Source organism: Arthrobacter sp. GQ119 (assembly GCF_059759125.1).
Window position 1 is genome coordinate 207,118 of record NZ_JCAXEA010000004.1, and the last position, 18,722, is coordinate 225,839.

An 18,722-nucleotide genomic window follows, 5' to 3' on the forward strand; every position below is an offset into this window, starting at 1 on the left:
GCGGCAGTCCGTCAGGCCTGCTTGCGGATCAGTTTGTGGTTGGCCGCCTGCGCAACGGGCCGCATCACGATCTGGTCCAGGTTCACATGGTGCGGCGCGCAGACGGCGTACCGCACCACATCCGCCACATCCTCGGCGGTCAGCGGCTTTTCCACCCCCTGGTAGACGTCTTGGGCCGCCTGCTCATCGCCCAGCCGCATGAGCGCGAATTCCTCCGTGCGCACCAGCCCCGGCGCCACTTCAATCACGCGGACATTGTTTTCGGCCTCCTCCAGCCGCAGGGCATTGGTCATGGCACGCTGGGCGAACTTGGCCGCGTTATAGCCGGCGCCGCCCTCATAGGCCACGAGCCCGGCCGTGGAGGTCAGGTTCAGGACGGTGCCTTCGCCGTGTTCGCGGAGCATCGGCAGGAAAGCACGGGTCAGTTTCATGGTGCCCAGGACGTTGACCCGGTACATCCACTCCCAGTCATCCGTCTGTGCCTGTCCCACGGGGTCTGCGCCGCGGGCTCCACCGGCGATGTTGATCAGGGTGTCGATCCCGCCGCCGGCGGTCACGTCAGCCAGGAGCCTGGCGACGTCCGCGTCCTCGGCGATGTCGGCAGGAACAGCGACGGCGCCTGTCTCGGCTTCCAGCGCAGCCAGCCGCTCCTGGCGCCGGGCCACGGCGTAGACGGTCCATCCCTCAGCCCTCAGCGCACGGACTGTCGCCTCGCCAATGCCGGTGCTCGCACCCGTTACTACAGCTGCCTTAGTGTTCGATGCCTCAGTCATGGCACCACCCTAACGGAATCGGGAAATGTCTCAGCGCTGCCGTGACTGCAGGAATTCCAGCAGCACCCGGGCATGGTTTACTTCCGGATCCCTGGCGCCGTACAGCAGGGTCACCTTGCCCTCCCGCGCCGCCAGGTCCAGCACCTGCCCCACGGCGGGGTTCTGTTCCAGTTCCGCTTCATATTGCTCCCGGAAGTCCGCGAAGCGCTCCCGCATGTGGGCGAATTCCCGCCGCAGGGGCGGGGACGGCGCGATCTCCTTGAGCCACAGCTCAAGGGCCGCACGCTCCTTGCTGACCCCGCGCGGCCAGAGCCTGTCCACCAAAACCCGGCAGCCGTCGTCGTCCGCGGGTTCGTCATAGATCCGCTTGATCGCGAAACGACCGTGTGCGTTGCCCATACCGGGCATGCTACTGCAGGCGTCACGGACACCGCCGCTGCAAGAACCCGGCAGCGGCCATGAAACAATTGCTCCATGGCTCAAGCAAATCAGGGTACAGACACGCCCACCACCGCCCCTATCAACGTTCCGGACAAGCCGGCCCTCGAAGGGCTCGAAGCTGCCCTGACGCAGCGCTGGCTCGAGGAAGGGACCTACAGGTTCAACCCGGACACCACCCGGGAGCAGGTCTACTCGATCGACACTCCCCCGCCGACTGCATCCGGTTCCCTGCACGTGGGCCACATGTTCTCCTTCACGCAGACGGACGTCCAGGCCCGGTACATGCGCATGACCGGCAAGAACGTCTTCTACCCGATGGGCTGGGACGACAACGGCCTCCCCACTGAGCGCCGCGTCCAGAACTACTACGGTGTCCGCTGCGATCCTGCCATCCCGTACAACCCGGATTACCAGCCGCCGGCACAGCCGGCGAAGAACCAGCGGGATTTCGACGTCGTCTCCCGGCAGAACTTCATCGAACTCTGCGAGGAACTCGCCGTCGAGGACGAGAAGGTCTTCGAGAACCTGTTCCAGACTCTCGGCCTGTCCGTCGACTGGAACCTCACCTACCGCACGATTGACGACACCTCCCGTGCCGTGTCCCAGCGCGCATTCCTGGCCAACCTGGCCGCGGGTGACGCCTACATGGCCGAAGCCCCCACGCTGTGGGACGTCACGTTCCGCACCGCCGTGGCCCAGGCCGAGCTCGAGGACCGCGAGGTGCCGGGCGCTTACTACCGCTACCCGTTCTTCACCGCCGACGGCGAGAAGATCTTCGTGGAGACCACGCGTCCCGAGCTCCTGGCCGCGTGTGCCGCGCTGGTGGCGAACCCCGACGACGAGCGCTACCAGCCGCTGTTCGGCAAGACCGTGAAGTCCCCGCTCTTCGATGTCGAACTGGAAGTCAAGGCCCACCCGCTGGCCAAGGCGGACAAGGGCTCGGGCATCGCGATGGTCTGCACCTTCGGCGACCTGACCGACGTCACCTGGTGGCGCGAACTCCAGCTGCCCACCCGCGCCATCGTGGGACGCGACGGCCGCATCCTCGCCGAGACCCCGGACTGGATCACCACCGACGCCGGCCGCGAGGCGTATGCAGCCATCGCCGGAAAGACCGTCTTCTCCGCAAAGGAAGCCGTGGTGGAGCTCCTCACCGCGGCCAACCTGCTGGATGGAGAGCCGAAGAAGATCACTCACCCGGTGAACTTCTTCGAAAAGGGCGACAAGCCGCTCGAGGTTGTCACCTCCCGCCAGTGGTACATCCGCAACGGCGGCCGCGACGAGGACCGCCGCGGGCGCCTGATTGCCCGCGGGCACGAGATCGACTTCCACCCGTCCTTCATGCGTTCCCGGTACGAGAACTGGATTGCCGGCCTCAACGGTGACTGGCTGGTCTCCCGCCAGCGGTTCTTCGGCGTGCCGATCCCGGTCTGGTACCCGCTGGACGCCCAGGGCAACCCTGACTACGACGCCCCGATCCTGCCTTCCGACGAACAGTTGCCGGTGGACCCTGCCGCAGATGCGGCGCCTGGCTTCGACGAGTCCCAGCGCGACCAGCCCAACGGGTTCACGGGCGACGCTGATGTGCTGGACACCTGGGCCACGTCCTCCCTGACGCCGCAGATCGTCGGCGGCTGGAGCCGGGACGAAGACTTGTTCAGCAAGGTATATCCGTTCGACCTCCGCCCCCAGGGCCACGACATCATCCGGACCTGGCTGTTCTCCTCGGCAGTGCGTGCGGATGCCCTCCAGGACTGCGCCCCGTGGAAGCACGCCGCCATTTCCGGCTGGATCCTGGACCCGGACCGTAAGAAGATGTCCAAGTCCAAGGGCAACGTCGTTGTGCCGACCGACGTCCTGAACGAGTACGGCTCCGACGCCGTGCGGTACTGGGCGGCTTCCGCCAAGCTGGGCGCCGATACGGCCTACGAGATCGCGCAGATGAAGATTGGCCGCCGCCTGGCCATCAAACTGCTGAACGCCTCGAAGTTTGTGCTGAACCTTGGCGCCACGGAGAACTCCGTGGTCTCCACGGACCTGTCCGTGCTGACGAATCCCCTGGACCGGGCGCTCCTGGCCCAGCTCTCGGATGTGGTGGCGCAAGCCACCAGGGCGTTCGACAATTACGACTACGCCCGGGCACTGCAGATCACCGAGAGCTTCTTCTGGCAGTTCACGGACGATTATGTGGAGCTCATCAAGGACCGTGCCTATGGGGCCGCCGGCGAAACCGAGCAGGCCTCCGTGCTGGCCGCACTGGCCACCGCCCTGGACTCGCTGCTCCGGCTCTTCGCCCCGTTCCTGCCCTTCGCTACCGAGGAAGTGTGGAGCTGGTGGCGCACGGGGTCCGTGCACCGGGCTGCGTGGCCGGCGGCGTTGCAGATTGCCGACGGCGACACCGCCATGCTGGGCACCGTGGGCGTGGCGCTCAGCGGCATCCGCAAGGCCAAGTCCGAGGCCAAGGTCAAGCAGCGCACCGAAGTGCTCACCGCGACAATTACGGCCACCGCCCCGCTCGTGGCCCAGCTCCGGGCCGGCCTCAACGACCTGAAGGCTGCGGCGAACGCCCAGGAAATCGTGCTGGAGACCGGCGAGGGAGAGCTCACCGTCAGCGACGTCGTGCTGGTTCCCGCCGAGGAGAACGCGCCGGCCTGATCGGCACCCTGACGACAGTCAAGCGACAACAGCAAAGCCCCATCAGCGTCCGGCTGGTGGGGCTTCTGTTTTCGGAAACACTTCCGGGGCAAACTGTTTGACGGCACACCTGCTCTAAGGCCCACCTGTTTGAGGGCAAAGGGGAAGCCCCATCAGCTTTTTGCGGTTGGTGGGGCTTCGACTTTTCGGCTGTCTGGTGACATCTTTGACAGTCTGGCAAGATCCTCAGAATTTTCAGGTCTTCCTACCTTGTCACTGGTAGCCTGCTTCTAACTTTGCCGAAGGCTGCGTTAGATGCATGTCACTGAATCTTTGGTTCTTGCGTCCCTCTTCTTTCGAAGTGGGTAACAACTATTCTGGTCCTCCGCTTTTGGATGCGCAAGGGCCCCGGGAGAACTACTCTGATGTAGTTCTCCCGGGGCCCACGGCACCGGAAACGGCGCGGACCGCCCTAGGTGAAGGCAGGGCTTTCCGTCCGGCTGCGCTTGATCTCGAAAAAGTGCGGGTAGGACGCCAGGGTGATGGTGGCATCCCACAGGCGGCCGGCTTCCTCACCCCGCGGAATGCGCGTCAGCACCGGGCCGAAGAACGCCGTGCCGTTGAAGGCGACCACGGGGGTCCCGACGTCCTGGCCCACCAGCGAAATCCCCTGCTCGTGGCTGGCGCGGAGCTGGGGGTCGAAGGCATCGGACTCCGCGGCCTGCGCGAGTTCGGCAGGAAGTCCGCACTCAGCGAGGGCCTTGCTGATGACGATCGAAAAGTCTTTCTCGCCGCCGTCGTGGATCTGCGTACCCATGGCGTCGTACAGCGGCTTGACCACCTGGTCGCCGTGCTGTTCCTGGGCGGCGATAATCACGCGGACCGGGCCCCACCCCTTGTCCATGGCTTCACGGTACTTGGGGTCCAGCTCACGGCCTTCGTTGAGCACGGAAAGGCTCATGACGTGCCAGTCGGTGGTGATGTCGCGGACGCCTTCCACCTCCCCGATCCAGCGCGAGGTGATCCAGGCGAAAGGGCACAGGGGGTCGAACCAGAAGTCTGCCTTGTTCGGGAGGGTCTCAGTCATGGATGAATTCCTTCACTGTTCGTGGCGGCAAGGCTGTTCGCAGTGATCCGGCATCAGCGCGCGCGGATGCCATCACGTGAGTTCAGCGGGGACGGCGCGCGACAGGCACACCGTTAAGGACAGCGGGTAACTACGCGGATTTATTCCGCCGCTTGGCCACGACGTCGTGCGCGATCATGGTGGGCTGTGCCTTCTTGGCTACGACGTCCGCCGTGATGACCACGCTGGCAATGTCGTCCCGGCTGGGAAGGTCGAACATCACCGGGAGGAGGACTTCCTCCATGATCGCGCGGAGCCCGCGGGCGCCGGTCCCCCGCTCGAGTGCCTGGTCCGCTATCAGTTCCAGGGCACCGTCATCGAACACGAGCTCCACGCCGTCCAGCTGGAACATTTTCTGGTACTGCTTGACCAGCGCGTTCTTGGGGGTCGAGAGGATCTGGATCAGCGCCGGCCGGTCCAGGTTCGAGACCGTGGTGATGACCGGGAGGCGTCCAATGAATTCGGGAATGAGGCCGAACTTCAGCAGATCCTCCGGCATGACCTCGCCGTAGGAGTCGGTGTTGTTCTTGACCTCGTTCAGCGGTGCGCCGAACCCGATGCCCTTGCGGCCGGACCGGGAACCGATGATCTCCTCGAGCCCGGCAAAGGCGCCGGCCACGATGAACAGCACGTTGGTGGTGTCGATCTGGATGAATTCCTGGTGCGGGTGCTTGCGGCCGCCCTGCGGCGGCACGGAGGCCACGGTGCCTTCCAGGATCTTGAGCAGTGCCTGCTGCACACCCTCACCCGAAACGTCGCGGGTGATGGACGGGTTCTCGCTCTTGCGCGAGATCTTGTCGATCTCGTCGATGTAGATGATGCCCTGCTCGGCCTTCTTCACGTCATAGTCCGCCGCCTGAATGAGCTTCAGCAGGATGTTTTCGACGTCCTCGCCGACGTACCCGGCTTCGGTCAGGGCGGTCGCATCGGCGACCGCGAACGGAACGTTGAGCCGGCGGGCGAGGGTCTGTGCGAGGTAGGTCTTGCCGCAGCCGGTGGGACCGATCAGGAGGATGTTGGACTTGGCGATCTCGACGTCGTCGTGGTGGACGCCGTCCGCGAGGCTGCCGCTCTTGGGGGCATGGCCGGCCTGGATCCGCTTGTAGTGGTTGTAGACCGCGACGGCGAGGGACCGTTTGGCGGGTTCCTGCCCGATGACGTATTCCTGCAGGAAGTCAAAGATTTCGCGGGGCTTGGGCAGTTCAAAACTGCCCAGATCGGCTACTTCGGCGAGCTCCTCTTCAATGATCTCGTTGCAGAGTTCAATGCACTCGTCGCAGATATAGACGCCGGGCCCGGCAATGAGCTTGCGCACCTGCTTCTGGCTCTTTCCGCAGAAAGAGCACTTGAGCAGATCCGTGCTCTCGCCAATCCGAGCCATATGTGAACCCCTTAGTATCTTGCTGCGAGTGCAGCTTTGCACCGGTTGTTTGAGTCCCGGCCATCCTCTCGCAGTCTGGCCGTGATTACATCCACTCTAGGTTACATTCGGCCCGAGAGGTGGAAACAAGACGCCGGTGCGGTTCAAAAATCTGAACCGCACCGGCGTCTTGGTCAGCCGCTGCTATCTGGCAATCGCCTGCGGCTTGATCTTGCGCGAATCCAGCACCTGGTCGATCAGGCCGTAACTCTGGGCCTCGGCCGCGGTGAGGATCTTGTCCCGCTCGATGTCATTGTTGACCTGTTCCGGGGTCCGGCCGGAGTGCTTGGCCAGCGTGTCCTCCAGCCAGGAGCGCATCCGCATGACCTCGGCCGCCTGGATCTCCAGGTCGGAGGCCTGGCCGCCCTGGCCGCCGGACAGCGAGGGCTGATGGATCAGCACGCGGGCGTTCGGCAGGGCCAGCCGCTTTCCGGGCGTTCCCGCTGCAAGCAGCACGGCGGCGGCGCTGGCCGCCTGGCCAAGGCAGACAGTCTGGATCTCCGGGCGGATGTAGGTCATGGTGTCGTAGATCGCGGTCATGGCGGTGAAGGAACCGCCCGGGGAGTTGATGTAGAGGGTGATGTCGCGGTCCGGGTCCGTGGATTCCAGCACCAGCAGCTGCGCCATGACGTCGTCGGCCGAAGCGTCGTCAACCTGGACACCGAGGAAGATGATGCGGTCCTCGAACAGCTTGGTGTACGGGTCCTGTCGCTTGAAGCCGTACGGCGTGCGCTCTTCGAACTGGGGCAGCACGTAGCGGCTGGTCGGCAGGTTGCCGGCAGTCGAGCCGAAATTGTAGTTCATGTTCTTTACTCCTGGATTCAGTTCGCTCTGCGTGCCGGTTTAGTTCTGGGCCGTGCCGCCGCCGCCGGCTACCGAACCGGCATGCGCGGAGATCTTGTCGAAGAAGCCGTATTCGAGTGCTTCGGTTGCGGTGAACCACTTGTCGCGGTCGTTGTCCTTCAGGATCGTGTCCACCGTCTGGCCGGTCTGCTCGGCGGTCAGCTCAGCCATGACCTTCTTCATGTGCAGGATGAGTTCGGCCTGGATCTTGATGTCGGAGGCCGTGCCACCGATGCCGCCCGAGGGCTGGTGCATCAGGATGCGGGCGTTCGGGGTGGCGTACCGCTTTCCCTTGGTCCCGGATGACAGCAGGAACTGGCCCATGGAGGCAGCCAGCCCGGTGGCGACGGTGACGACGTCGTTCGGGATGAACTGCATGGTGTCATAGATCGCCATACCGGCGGTCACGGAACCGCCGGGAGAGTTGATGTAAAGGTAGATGTCCTTGCTCGGGTCCTCTGCGGACAGGAGCAGCAGCTGCGAGCAGATGGCGTTCGCATTTTCATCGCGCACCTCGGAGCCAAGCCAGATGATGCGCTCTTTCAGCAGTCGGTTGTAGATGTAGTTGTCCTGGGCTGCCGGATCGACAGTTGCCATGCGGGGCGCCTCTGCTTGCTGTGACATATGTACTTACCTCTCGCTGGTGACGGTGACATCACTGAACTTCACTACTTGGACACTAACCGCTTTCGCAGCCGTTTTGTTCGCCGAAATCGCGCTGTTCGCTGACGGCGCACGATCGCCGGGGCCCCCGCTGCGGCGTCGCTGGCCGTACAGCGGAGTTAAACGAAGCAGCCCCCGGATCAACGGATCCGGGGGCTGCCCTCACGCTGTCAGAGCGCAGCTGCTGGGACGCGGCAGCGGTTAGAACTTCGCGGCTGCAGGATCGTCGCTGGGGGTGACCTCGGCTGCCTCTTCGGCGGCTTCGCCCTCGGCGGCCGTAGCCTCGTCCTGGCCTGCAGGGCGGACGAAATCGCTCAGGTCAACCTTGTTGCCCGCGGAGTCCGTGACCTCAGCCTGGCCGAGGACGACTGCCAGTGCCTTGCGGCGGCGGACCTCGGAAACCATCATGGGGACCTGGCCGCTCTGATCGATGATCTGGGCGAACTGGTTCGGGTCCATGCCGTACTGGCTGGCCGTGGTGACGATGTAGTCGATCAGCTCGTTCTGGCTGACACCCACTTCTTCCTTCTCGGCGATGGCGTCGAGGATGATTTCGTTCTGGAAGGCGCGCTCGGTGTTGGCCTTGACCTCGGCGCGGTGCTCCTCGGTGTCGTGCTCACCTTCACCGTGGGAGTTCTCGGCCTTGAAGTGCTGCTCGATCTGCTCTTCGACGACGGAGTCCGGAACCGGAACCTCGACGAGTTCGACGAGCTTGTCCAGGACCTTGTCGCGGGCTTCGACGCCCTGCTCCACGATCTTTGAGTCGGCGGCCTGCTTTGCGAGGTCCTCGCGGAGTTCGGCGAGGGTGTCGAACTCCGATGCCAGCTGGGCAAAGTCGTCGTTGGCCTCGGGAAGCTCGCGCTCCTTGACGGACTTGACCACGACCTTGACCTGGGCTGCTTCACCGGCGTGGTCGCCGCCGACGAGGGTGGTGTCGAAGATGGCGTCTTCGACGGCGCTGAGTCCGGTGACTGCCTCGTCCATGCCTTCGAGCATGGTTCCGGCACCGACCTGGTAGGACAGGCCCGAAGCGGAGTCCACCTCGGCGCCGTCGATGGTCGCGGTGATGTCGATGGTGAGGAAGTCGCCGTCGGCTGCCGGGCGGTCCACGGACTTCAGGGTGCCGAAGCGGCCGCGCAGCTCATCCAGTGCCTTGTCGACATCGGCGTCGGAGGACTCGGCAGCGGCGACCTCAACCTTGATGCCGGAGTAGTCCGGCAGTTCGATCTCCGGGCGGACGTCGACCTCGGCGTGGAACTTGAGTTCGCCGTCGGTTGCGGACGGGTCCGGAACCTCGGTGATCTCAACCTCCGGACGGCTCAGCGGATGGATGCCGGATTCCTGAACGGCAGCCTGGTACCAGCCGTTGAGGCCCTCGTTGATGGCCGTCTCGAGCACGTAGCCGCGGCCGACGCGCTGATCGATCAGCTTGGAGGGAACCTTGCCCTTGCGGAAGCCAGGAACCGAGATCTGCGAAGCAACGGTCTTGTATGCCTCGTCGATGCTGGGCTTCAATTCCTCAAAGGGGACCTCAACATTGAGCTTGACCCGCGTGGGGGTGAGGTTCTCGACAGCGCTCTTCACGGTCTAAGTACTCCTGGTTTTGTTGGATGGGGTTCTGCAAACGCGATTCTCTGCCCGGGCCATCGGCCAGGGCCACAGAGTCGGGGTGACAGGATTTGAACCTGCGACTTCCTGCTCCCAAAGCAGGTGCTCTAGCCAAGCTGAGCTACACCCCGTAATGCACAGGACAGTCTACGTTCATACCTGCCGGCTTTGCACATTTGACACCGGGGGCATGAATTAGGTTTAGTTATATGCGGCTTGAACAGCCATCCCGAAGATCTGCAGTGGAAACACCGCCTTCTTCCGGGGACGTAGCTTAATGGTAAAGCCTCAGTCTTCCAAACTGATTACGCGGGTTCGATTCCCGTCGTCCCCTCCGCGAAGGGCCCCTCTGATGAGGGGCCCTTATTCGTGTCCAGGCGTAAAGCTCTGCCGGGCCCAGCCAGGCTGCTGCCTGACTAGGCCCCCTTCGCGAGCTGGCAGGTGGGGCACCAGTAGAGCTTGCGGGCGGCGTGCTCTGCCAGCGCCACGGCAGTGCCGCACACCCGGCACGGTTGGCCGTGCCGGCGGTAGACAAAGTGCGCTTCCTCGTTGGGCGGCAGCGTAGCCGGGTCACTCCAGTACCCCGCTGTCGTGGTGATGATCCGGCCGTCGCGGACGCCGTCGGCCATGACCGCAGCCGTGTCGTCCCAGACCCGCCCGGCAGCGGAGGCTGAGAGCGACCGGCCCGGAAGCAGCGGATCGATACCCTGGCGGAAGAGCACTTCAGCCCGGTACACATTCCCGACGCCGGCGATCACCTTTTGATCCATCAGCAATGACGCCAGCGGCGTGCTGCGCGCCGTCAGCCGCTGGATGAAGATTTCGCGGGCGCCTTGCGCGTCGTGCAGCGGATCCGGCCCCAGCCGCCGGAGGACCGCCTCGGCTTCGGCTTCGGTGATGGCTGCGCAGGTGGTGGCGCCGCGTAAATCGGCCCAGCCGTGGTCGGAGGCCAGCCGCACCCGCACGGCGCCGACCGGCTCCGGAGGGCCGTCGTAGCCTGGCGTGCCGCCGTCGGCCCCGGCGTCAGCCGGCACCTCCCGCTCCCCAATCCTGCGCGGGGCACCGATGCTCGACGCGCCGCGGAACTCGCTGTCGCCGCCGAAGTCCCAGGCGCCGTACAGGCCCAGATGGACGTGGAGGACTATCCCGTGCTCAAAATGCAGGAACAGATGCTTGCCGTGCGCCACCGCGCGCACCACCGCGTGGCCGTCCAGCACGGCTGCACCGGCAGCGAAACGGCCCTGGGGGCTGGAGACGGCCAGCCGCCGGCCGGCAAAGACGTCCCGGAACTGCCGGGCCAGCCGGTGGATGGAATGCCCTTCGGGCACTACTCGACGACCTCGCCCGTGGTTTCGTAGGTTGCGATTTTTCCGATCCGGCGGATGTGGCGCTCGTCGTTGCTGAAAGGCTCCTGCAGGAACGCCTCGATGAGGGCGGTGGCCTCGTCGACGCTGTGCTGCCGGCCGCCTACAGCCACCACGTTGGCATCGTTGTGCTGCCGGGCCAGGGTTGCGGTGGAGTGGTTCCAGGCGAGTGCCGCACGGACACCCTTGACCTTGTTGGCGGCGATCTGCTCGCCGTTCCCCGAGCCGCCCAGCACGATGCCCAGGGCGTGCACGCCGGCCTGCTGGTCCGCCACGACGGCGAGTGCCGCGTTGATGCAGAAGGACGGGTAGTCATCCAGGGCGTCGTATTCCTTGGGCCCGTGGTCCACGACGTCATAGCCCTTGGCCGACAGGTGGCTGACCAGATGGGCGCTCAGTTCCATGCCGGCGTGGTCGGTGGCGATGTGGACCCGCGGAAATGCAGGAGTTGTGGTCACGGGGGCTTCCGTTCAGTCGTGAGCACCGGGGCGCAGCCGGGCTGTACAGGGCAAAATCAACAGCTCCCAGAGTACTAGGTGGCACTCCGGCCATGACGCGCGGGTTACGCGTCTGTGTCCCCCTGGAGCGGCGGACGGCCTTCCCGCCGTGCCCGCGCGGCAACGCGCGTCAGCACGTCGGCGAGGCGTGCCGCAGCGTCGGGGTTCCCGCCGCTGACCGCGAGCCGGTGGCCGTCGGTTTTCCGGACGACGACGGCGGGGCCGCTGCTTACAAGCACGGCCGCGGTTCCGCCGTGGTTGCGGTAGCCCCAGCCGCCATAGTCAGCGGCGCGGACATCCGCCGGAGCCGCAGCGGAGATGGCCTCGGCCGGTACATCCACCACGCGCAGTATCCCGGCAACGAAAACCCGCAGCCCGCTGCGGTCCGCTGTGACTCTGGCGAAGAGAAAGGCAGCACCGACGATGGCCGCGGCAACCAGCAGGACACCGAGCCAGGGAACGGCGATGGAAATGAGGGAGGCCGGAAACAGGCTGGCGACGCCGATCATGACGAAGACCGAGCTGCGGGCGTGGACCCACATCCTGATCGAATCAGTGGCCAGTTCGGGGTCAAGTTCCAGCTCCAGGGCCCGCTGCAGCGCCTGGTCGTCCTCCGGAGTCCATTGCTGGTCCGCCTTAAAGACGAATCCCATGATCACTCCTAGCGAGAGGGCGGCGCCGCTGCCCGTGGCCAGAACGATCAGGTCCACATGGGAGTCCCGGGCGTCGGCCACCCCCGCCTGCCCCACAAGGCCCGCGGCCAGCACGGTGGTCACAAACAGGCTGACCGTCAGGCCGGCACCCATCATGATGCGGCGCATCACCGTGGGCCTGGAAAGGGGCACGGCCTGCAGCAGCACCAGCCAGCCGGCGGCCGCGATCAGGGCAGCTCCGGCGCCCACGTACGCGGCAAACGGCGCAAAACTGGCGCCGCCGCCGTCGTCCCAGCGAACGGCCAGGGGGTCCGGCAGGTCAGGCTGCAGCAACATGGCGCTGAGGGCGAAGGCCGCAGCGAGCAGTACGGGAAACCCGATCGCGAAGCGCAGCGCCTTGGTGTCCACCGAATCGAGGAACTTTCCCATGCCTTAACGCTACCCCTGCGGCGCCGCCGGCGGGACCGGGAACGTGATCCACGCAGCTTGCCAAAGACCCGCTGAATGAAAGAATGACTTCACAGTAATACCCACCACTCTCTGGAGGCACAACCTTGCCAGGTATGAACTTGACGCGCGCCGAAGCCCGCGAACGCGCCGAACTGATCTCCGTCGATTCCTACGACGTCAGCCTGGACCTGACCAGGGGCGAGAAAGTCTTCGGTGCCACCACCACCGTAAAGTTCAGCGCCGCGCCCGGGTCCTCCAGCTTCATCGACGCCGTAACCGACGCGGTCCACAGCGTGACGCTCAACGGCCGGGAACTGGACCCGACGGAGGTCTCCGACGGCGTCCGCATCCAGTTGCCGGACCTGGCCGGTCAGAACGAACTCACCGTGGTGGCGGACACGCCGTACATGAACACGGGCGAGGGGCTGCACCGTTTCGTTGATCCGGTGGACGGCGAGGTGTATCTGTACACCCAGTTCGAGGTGCCGGACTCCCGCCGCATGTTTGCCGTCTTCGAGCAGCCGGACCTCAAGGCCACGTTCAAGTTCACCGTGACGGCGCCGTCGCACTGGGATGTCGTCTCCAACTCCCCCACACCGGCGCCTGTGGCAACGTCCCCGGGAGCTGACGGCCGCGCCCGTTCCGTCTGGGAGTTTGCGCCGACGCCGAGGCTCTCTTCCTACGTCACCGCCCTTATTGCGGGCCCCTACCAGTCGGTACGCAGCGACGTTACCGGCTCGGACGGCCGCGTCATTCCTCTGGGCGTGTTCGCCCGGAAGTCCCTGATGCAGTACCTGGACGCCGACAACATTTTTGAACTCACCCGCCAGGGGTTCGAGTTCTTCGAGGCGCAGTTCGGCAGCCCGTATCCCTTTGAAAAGTACGACCAGCTGTTCGTGCCCGAATTCAATGCCGGCGCCATGGAAAACGCAGGGGCAGTGACCATCCTGGAGGGGTATGTCTTCCGCGGCAAGGTCCCGGAGGCCCAAGTGGAACGGCGCGCCATCACCGTGCTGCACGAGTTGGCGCACATGTGGTTCGGCGACCTCGTGACCATGCGCTGGTGGAACGACCTCTGGCTGAATGAATCCTTCGCCGAATACATGTCGCATCTGGCCGCTGTGGAAAACACCAAGTTCCAGAGTGCCTGGACCACGTTCGCTTCGGTCGAAAAGTCCTGGGCCTACCGCCAGGACCAGCTGCCCACCACGCACCCCATCTTCGCCGAGATCAACGACCTTCAGGATGTGGAGGTCAACTTCGACGGGATCACCTACGCCAAGGGCGCGTCCGTGCTGCGCCAGCTCGTGGCGTGGGTGGGCCCGGAGCAGTTCATGGCCGGCGTCCGTGAGTACTTCGCCAAGCACGCGTGGAGCAACACCGAGCTGGGAGACCTCATGATCGAACTGGAAAAGGCCAGCGGACGCGACCTGGACCAGTGGGGGCGCCTCTGGCTGGAAACGGCCGGGGTGAACACCCTGCAGCCCGAATTGGCTGTGGACGCGGACGGCACGATCACCGGCTTCGGCATCCGGCAGTCCGCCGTCCCTGACCAGCCGACCCTGCGCCCGCACCGCCTCGCCGTCGGGTTCTACGACGTCACGGACGAGGGAAAGCTGGAGCGCACACACCGTGAGGAGCTCGACGTCGACGGGGAGCACACGGACGTTCCGGCGTTGGTGGGACTGCGCCAGCCTGACCTTGTCCTCCTCAACGACGACGACCTCGCATACGCCAAGGTCCGGTTGGATGAGAGGTCGCTGGCCACGGCCAAGGCGCATCTGAAGGACTTCAGGGAGAGCCTGCCCCGCACGCTCGTGTGGGGATCAGCCTGGGACGCCGCCCGCGACGGCGAGAGCCCGGCCCGCGGCTACGTGGACCTGATCCTGGCGAACATCGCCGCCGAAAGCGACTCCTCGGTGATCCTGGTCCAGCTGCGGCAGCTGGCCACGACGCTGACCTTCTACGTTGCCGAGGAACACCGGGAAGCCACGATTGTGGCGGCGGGCGACCGGCTGTGGGACCTTGCCTCGGCCGTGCCGGGCGGCTCGGATGCGCAGTTGCAGTTCATCAAGTCCTACGCCCTGCTGGCCCGCAGCGGGCAGCAGCTGGACAATGTGGCAGGACTGCTGGACGGCTCCCTCACGCTGTCCGGCCTGACGGTGGACCAGGACCTGCGCTGGGAACTGGTGGCCTCCCTTGTGGTGGGCGGACGGATGGGCCAGGAACAGATCGACGCCGAACTGGCTCGGGACAACACCTCCAGCGGGCAGAATGCGGCCGCCCTGGCGCAAGCGGCCATCCCCACGCCCGAGGCCAAGGCTGCCGCGTGGGAGTCGATCGTGGTCAAGGGCGAGCTGTCCAACGCTATTCAGGCATCGGCCGTCGCCGGATTCACGCGCGTGCTGGACACCCGGCTGCTGCAGCCGTACTCGGAGAAGTACTTTGAGGCGGTTCCCGGAATTGTCGCGGAGCGGACCAACGCGCTGGCGCAGCAGATCGTCGTCGGGCTTTACCCGGCGCAGCTGACCACGCAGGCCACCGTGGACCGCACGGACGCCTTCCTGGCGGCGCTCCCGGAGGAAAGCGCGGCGCTGCGCCGCATGATGCTGGAAAACCGCGACGGCGTAGCCCGCGCCCTGCGGGCACGCGCAGCTGACGTCTAGGAACGGCGTCTAAACTGGCGGCATGGCCCTCGACGAGCATCATTATTCGCTGACTGTTCGCTGGACCGGCAACCGCGGCAGCGGAACGTCCTCGTACCGGGAATACTCCCGTGACCACGACGTCGAGATTCCGGGGTTGCCGGTCCTCAAAGGCTCGGCAGATCCGACGTTCCACGGCGACCGGTCGCGGTACAACCCGGAGCAGCTCCTGCTCACGGCCCTGGCGCAGTGCCACATGCTGTCGTTCCTGCATGTGGCGGTGCGGCACGGAGTCGTTGTCCTGTCGTATGAGGACAACGCCAGCGGACTGATGCGCCTCAATCGCGACGGCAGCGGCCAGTTCGAAACCGTGACCCTCCGCCCCCACGTGACGGTGGCCGACCCGGTCCACGTCGCGCTTGCCGAGCAGATGCACCGCGAGGCCAACGCGGTGTGCTTCATCGCCCGCAGCGTAAATTTCCCCGTGGGGCACGTTCCCGTTACCACAACAGCCGAAGGCGAACCACCGGCTCAGTCCGGCTAGGCTTAATAGCGAACATCCCAGCCGCCGCGGCAACGCCGGCGGAACCGTCGGCCGCGCCGGACAGCAACTGGCTGGAAAGTAACTGGCTGGAAAGTACAAGGAGCATCCCTACTGATGTACAGCATGTTTACAACGCCTACGGCGTCGCTTGAGCCCGCGGGGCTAAACGTCCCCGGAATAGCGATCAGCCTCGGCGCAGGCGTTCTCCTGTGGCTGTTGGCAACCTACCTGATCTCCCGGATCACCAAGCGGGTTGCCACCGGAACAACACTGTTTAAGAAGCCCCACTTCCGGTGGGTCGCCCCCGCCCTGCGTGCCCTGGACCATGAACGCCGTGTCCAGCGGGCCAGGACCATCGGCTCGCTGCTGAACAGCCTGGTGGGCGTGGTCCTCGCCGTCATCACCAGCATTTACGTGCTGAAGAACCTGGACGTGGACGTCGCACCGCTGCTGACCAGCGTCGGTATCCTCGGTATCGCCATCGGTTTCGGCGCCCAGCAGCTCATCCGCGACTTCCTGGCCGGCATCTTCATCACCATCGAGGACCAGTACGGCATCGGGGACATCATCGAGACCAGCGAAGTGGTTGGCGTGGTGGAGTCCATCGGGCTCAGGATCACCCGGGTCCGCGACGAAGACGGGGCAATCTGGTACCTGCGGAACGGCGAAATCCTCCGCGTGGGCAACCGGTCGCAGGGCAACTACGTGCCGCCGGCAGAGGAGCCGGACGCCGGGCCGCTTGAGGCCGAGGCCCACCACGGACCGCAGCAGAAGGCCGGAGAGTAGCCATGACCCTCCCGACACCTTCGGAACCCAACGCGCCCCGGCAGCTGATGCGCAACGATCCTTTCAGCCAGCCGGGCTACACGGACAACTTCTATGACGCCGTGGGCGGCCACGAGACGTTTGTGAAGCTGATCGACGTGTTTTACGACGGCGTGGCTACCGACCCCCTGCTGCGGCCGATGTACCCGGAAGAGGACCTGGAGCCGGCCAAGCGGCGGTTCCTGATGTTCCTCGAACAGTATTGGGGCGGACCCACCACCTACGGCGAGGAGCGCGGCCACCCCCGGCTGCGCATGCGCCACATGCCGTTCCAGGTGACGCCGGAGGCGAAGGACCGCTGGCTGCACCACATGCGCGCCGCCGTGGACTCGCTGGAACTGCCGCCGCTGTACGAGGGCACCCTGTGGGACTACATGGAGCGGGCTGCGCTTTCCATGGTCAACAGCCCCTCGTCCGGGGCCTAGGTTCCCGCAGGCTCCCGCCGATTCGGCTGACGGGCCTGTGCCAGGTCCCTGCTAGAGCAGGCCGGCACCTGTCCTGGCCAGGACGTGCCCTCGGCTGCCGCTGAGGCGGAACCAGCGCCCTGCCCGGAACAGCTGCTGGTCACCGCTGCCGAGGAAGCCGAGCGTGAGGGCGGCAAAAGCCGCGCCTGCCGGAAGCCCGGAGCGCCCCTCCAGTTCGCGGCCCCAGACCGCCGCACGGGCGTTGTTGACGATGTGGGCGCCGGGATTGTCCGGCATGATTCCCGCGACCTCGGTGATGCCGGCCTCGGCGGCCTCGCGCAGCTCGGAGTCCGGAACGGAACCGATCAGCTCCCAGCCTCCCCGCGGTGCTCCCACACCGGCCCAGGATTCAGTGACGGTCGACGGCGGGACCGGCAGCTCGGCGTCGTTCTCCCCCGCGCGGGCGAGCCGGTCGAGGACGGCCGCCAGCGGCACCGTCACGTCCGTGGTGGACGGCTCCGCGAGGCCGATCGTCCGCAGACCGAGGATCGTTGGCGTGGACTCCCCCAGGATCCTGGGCCGGAGCACGCAGACATACGCGGCCAGGACCGGACCCGTGGCCTGGAGGCGGATGGCGCCGTCGTCCACGGCCTTGGCACGGGTGACGTAGGTGCGGAGATCCGCTAGATCGCGGGGATCCGCGAAGCGGAAGGACTGGGTGAGGAGATCAGACACATCTAAAACACTACCGGCTGGGCTCGGTTGAGCGCTGCCGGGGCGACGTCTAGAGTCAAACCATGACTGAAGCGGACGCCGGATTGCAGGAACTGCCCACGAACGATCCCACAACTTCCCTGATCGAACTGCTGGACCTCGGCGAGCTTGAGGGTGCCCGCACGGATGAGGACATCTTCATGGGCCCTTCCCAGCGGCAGCCGCACCAGCGGGTCTTTGGCGGCCAGGTGCTGGCGCAGTCCCTCATAGCCGGAATGCGCACAGTGGACGCGGAGCGGACGGTGCATTCCATGCACGGGTACTTCCTCCGGCCCGGCGACGCAGACAAGCCCATTACCTTCGGGGTACAGCGGCTGCGGGACGGGCGTTCGTTCTCGGCACGCCGGGTGCATGCGTACCAGGAGGGTAAGCCGATCCTGAGCATGATCGCCTCGTTCCAGGCCGGGGACGAGGGAATCGAACACCAGTCCGAGATGCCGGCCGGAATCCCTGATCCTGAGTCACTCCCCAGCACCGCCGACCTGCTGGGGAAGTTTGACCATCCGGTGGCGCGGCACTGGGCGTATGAGCGGCCGTTCGACATCCGGCACGTGGATCCGGCCCTCTATGTGGCAGCCACGGGCACGAAGGAAGCCCGGAATGCCGTCTGGATGAAGACCTTCAGCCGCATGCCGGACAACGCCAACACCCACCGGGCGGCCCTGGCCTATGCGAGCGACTACACGCTGCTGGAGTCGATCCTCCGCAAGCACGGGCTGAGCTGGATCACACCGGGAATGAGCGTGGCCAGCCTGGACCACGCCATGTGGTGGCACCGGCCTGTCCGGGTTGACGAGTGGCTGCTCTACGTCCAGGAATCGCCCAGCGCCCAGGGTGCCCGGGGACTGGCGACGGGGAAGATCTTCAACCGCGACGGCCTGCACGTGGCGTCGGTCGCCCAGGAAGGAATGGTCCGTGTGCCGACGGACCTGAAGAGCAAGGTTGCGGGGGCGTTCCAGTCCAAAGTCCTGCAGCACCAGATGCGCAAGGGCTGACCGGGGCTATCCGCTCTCTCCCGCCCGGGCATGCGAAAGGCCGGTTCCCTTGTGAGGTCACTG

General features: G+C 65.6%; 17 protein-coding genes and 2 tRNA genes. 7 read left to right on the top strand and 12 right to left on the bottom strand.

Annotation, left to right across the window (positions count from 1 at the left end; genetic code table 11):
• Positions 1–11: 11 nt before the first annotated feature.
• The gene (locus AC6CH3_RS05840; RefSeq protein WP_498131518.1) at positions 12–773 is read right to left on the bottom strand and encodes an SDR family oxidoreductase; all 762 of its coding nucleotides are present in this window, start codon (positions 771–773) and stop codon (positions 12–14) included.
• Positions 774–803: 30 nt separating this feature from the next.
• Positions 804–1,172 carry a DUF488 domain-containing protein gene (locus AC6CH3_RS05845; RefSeq protein ID WP_498131519.1) on the bottom strand — a complete coding sequence of 123 codons (369 nt, stop codon included), beginning with the start codon at positions 1,170–1,172 and terminating at the stop codon, positions 804–806.
• A gap of 75 nt (positions 1,173–1,247) precedes the next feature.
• Between AC6CH3_RS05845 and valS the strand changes: the two genes are divergently transcribed.
• Positions 1,248–3,869, top strand: coding sequence for a valine--tRNA ligase (gene valS / locus AC6CH3_RS05850; RefSeq protein ID WP_498131520.1), 2,622 nt, complete (start codon positions 1,248–1,250; stop codon positions 3,867–3,869).
• Between the two features lie 451 nt (positions 3,870–4,320).
• Here the strand turns inward: valS and AC6CH3_RS05855 are convergent, their stop codons facing one another.
• From AC6CH3_RS05855 to AC6CH3_RS05880, 6 genes are all read right to left on the bottom strand, one after another.
• Positions 4,321–4,935, bottom strand: coding sequence for a mycothiol-dependent nitroreductase Rv2466c family protein (locus tag AC6CH3_RS05855; protein WP_494034331.1), 615 nt, complete (start codon positions 4,933–4,935; stop codon positions 4,321–4,323).
• Positions 4,936–5,065: 130 nt separating this feature from the next.
• Entirely contained in the window at positions 5,066–6,355 is a 1,290-nt protein-coding gene (gene clpX / locus AC6CH3_RS05860; protein WP_498131521.1) for an ATP-dependent Clp protease ATP-binding subunit ClpX, read from the bottom strand.
• A 183-nt stretch (positions 6,356–6,538) separates the two neighbouring features.
• The gene (locus AC6CH3_RS05865) at positions 6,539–7,198 is read right to left on the bottom strand and encodes an ATP-dependent Clp protease proteolytic subunit (protein ID WP_205654046.1); all 660 of its coding nucleotides are present in this window, start codon (positions 7,196–7,198) and stop codon (positions 6,539–6,541) included.
• A 39-nt stretch (positions 7,199–7,237) separates the two neighbouring features.
• The gene (locus tag AC6CH3_RS05870; RefSeq protein ID WP_205654111.1) at positions 7,238–7,834 is read right to left on the bottom strand and encodes an ATP-dependent Clp protease proteolytic subunit; all 597 of its coding nucleotides are present in this window, start codon (positions 7,832–7,834) and stop codon (positions 7,238–7,240) included.
• Positions 7,835–8,101: 267 nt separating this feature from the next.
• Positions 8,102–9,484 (bottom strand): trigger factor, encoded by a 1,383-nt coding sequence (gene tig, locus AC6CH3_RS05875; protein WP_498131522.1) that lies wholly within the window; start codon positions 9,482–9,484, stop codon positions 8,102–8,104.
• An 80-nt stretch (positions 9,485–9,564) separates the two neighbouring features.
• A tRNA-Pro gene (locus AC6CH3_RS05880) sits at positions 9,565–9,639 on the bottom strand.
• Between the two features lie 132 nt (positions 9,640–9,771).
• On the opposite strand from AC6CH3_RS05880, the gene AC6CH3_RS05885 reads away from it, so the two are divergent.
• Positions 9,772–9,842 (top strand) — tRNA-Gly (locus tag AC6CH3_RS05885).
• 82 nt (positions 9,843–9,924) lie between these two features.
• On the opposite strand, the gene AC6CH3_RS05890 is transcribed toward AC6CH3_RS05885, so the two are convergent.
• The 3 genes from AC6CH3_RS05890 to AC6CH3_RS05900 form a co-directional block, all read right to left on the bottom strand.
• Positions 9,925–10,836, bottom strand: a complete 912-nt coding sequence (locus tag AC6CH3_RS05890) for an Fpg/Nei family DNA glycosylase (RefSeq protein ID WP_498131523.1) — start codon at positions 10,834–10,836, stop codon at positions 9,925–9,927.
• Positions 10,836–11,330, bottom strand: a complete 495-nt coding sequence (locus tag AC6CH3_RS05895) for a ribose-5-phosphate isomerase (RefSeq protein ID WP_498131524.1) — start codon at positions 11,328–11,330, stop codon at positions 10,836–10,838. Before AC6CH3_RS05895 ends, AC6CH3_RS05890 begins: the two co-directional genes overlap by 1 nt.
• Positions 11,331–11,434: 104 nt before the next feature.
• Positions 11,435–12,451 carry a hypothetical protein gene (locus AC6CH3_RS05900; protein WP_498131525.1) on the bottom strand — a complete coding sequence of 339 codons (1,017 nt, stop codon included), beginning with the start codon at positions 12,449–12,451 and terminating at the stop codon, positions 11,435–11,437.
• Positions 12,452–12,585: 134 nt separating this feature from the next.
• Between AC6CH3_RS05900 and pepN the strand changes: the two genes are divergently transcribed.
• From pepN to AC6CH3_RS05920, 4 genes are all read left to right on the top strand, one after another.
• Complete coding sequence (gene pepN / locus AC6CH3_RS05905; RefSeq protein ID WP_498131526.1) at positions 12,586–15,138, top strand: aminopeptidase N; 2,553 nt, start codon at positions 12,586–12,588, stop codon at positions 15,136–15,138.
• Positions 15,139–15,160: 22 nt separating this feature from the next.
• Positions 15,161–15,661: an OsmC family protein gene (locus AC6CH3_RS05910; protein ID WP_498131527.1), complete on the top strand. Its 501-nt coding sequence runs from the start codon at positions 15,161–15,163 to the stop codon at positions 15,659–15,661.
• A 114-nt stretch (positions 15,662–15,775) separates the two neighbouring features.
• Positions 15,776–16,447 carry a mechanosensitive ion channel family protein gene (locus AC6CH3_RS05915; protein WP_498131528.1) on the top strand — a complete coding sequence of 224 codons (672 nt, stop codon included), beginning with the start codon at positions 15,776–15,778 and terminating at the stop codon, positions 16,445–16,447.
• 2 nt (positions 16,448–16,449) lie between these two features.
• Positions 16,450–16,911 (top strand): globin, encoded by a 462-nt coding sequence (locus AC6CH3_RS05920; RefSeq protein ID WP_400575707.1) that lies wholly within the window; start codon positions 16,450–16,452, stop codon positions 16,909–16,911.
• A 51-nt stretch (positions 16,912–16,962) separates the two neighbouring features.
• Here AC6CH3_RS05920 and AC6CH3_RS05925 read toward each other — a convergent pair whose 3' ends face one another.
• Positions 16,963–17,625, bottom strand: coding sequence for a DUF8185 domain-containing protein (locus tag AC6CH3_RS05925; protein ID WP_498131529.1), 663 nt, complete (start codon positions 17,623–17,625; stop codon positions 16,963–16,965).
• 62 nt (positions 17,626–17,687) lie between these two features.
• On the opposite strand from AC6CH3_RS05925, the gene AC6CH3_RS05930 reads away from it, so the two are divergent.
• Complete coding sequence (locus AC6CH3_RS05930; protein WP_498131530.1) at positions 17,688–18,659, top strand: acyl-CoA thioesterase; 972 nt, start codon at positions 17,688–17,690, stop codon at positions 18,657–18,659.
• Positions 18,660–18,722 lie beyond the last annotated feature (63 nt).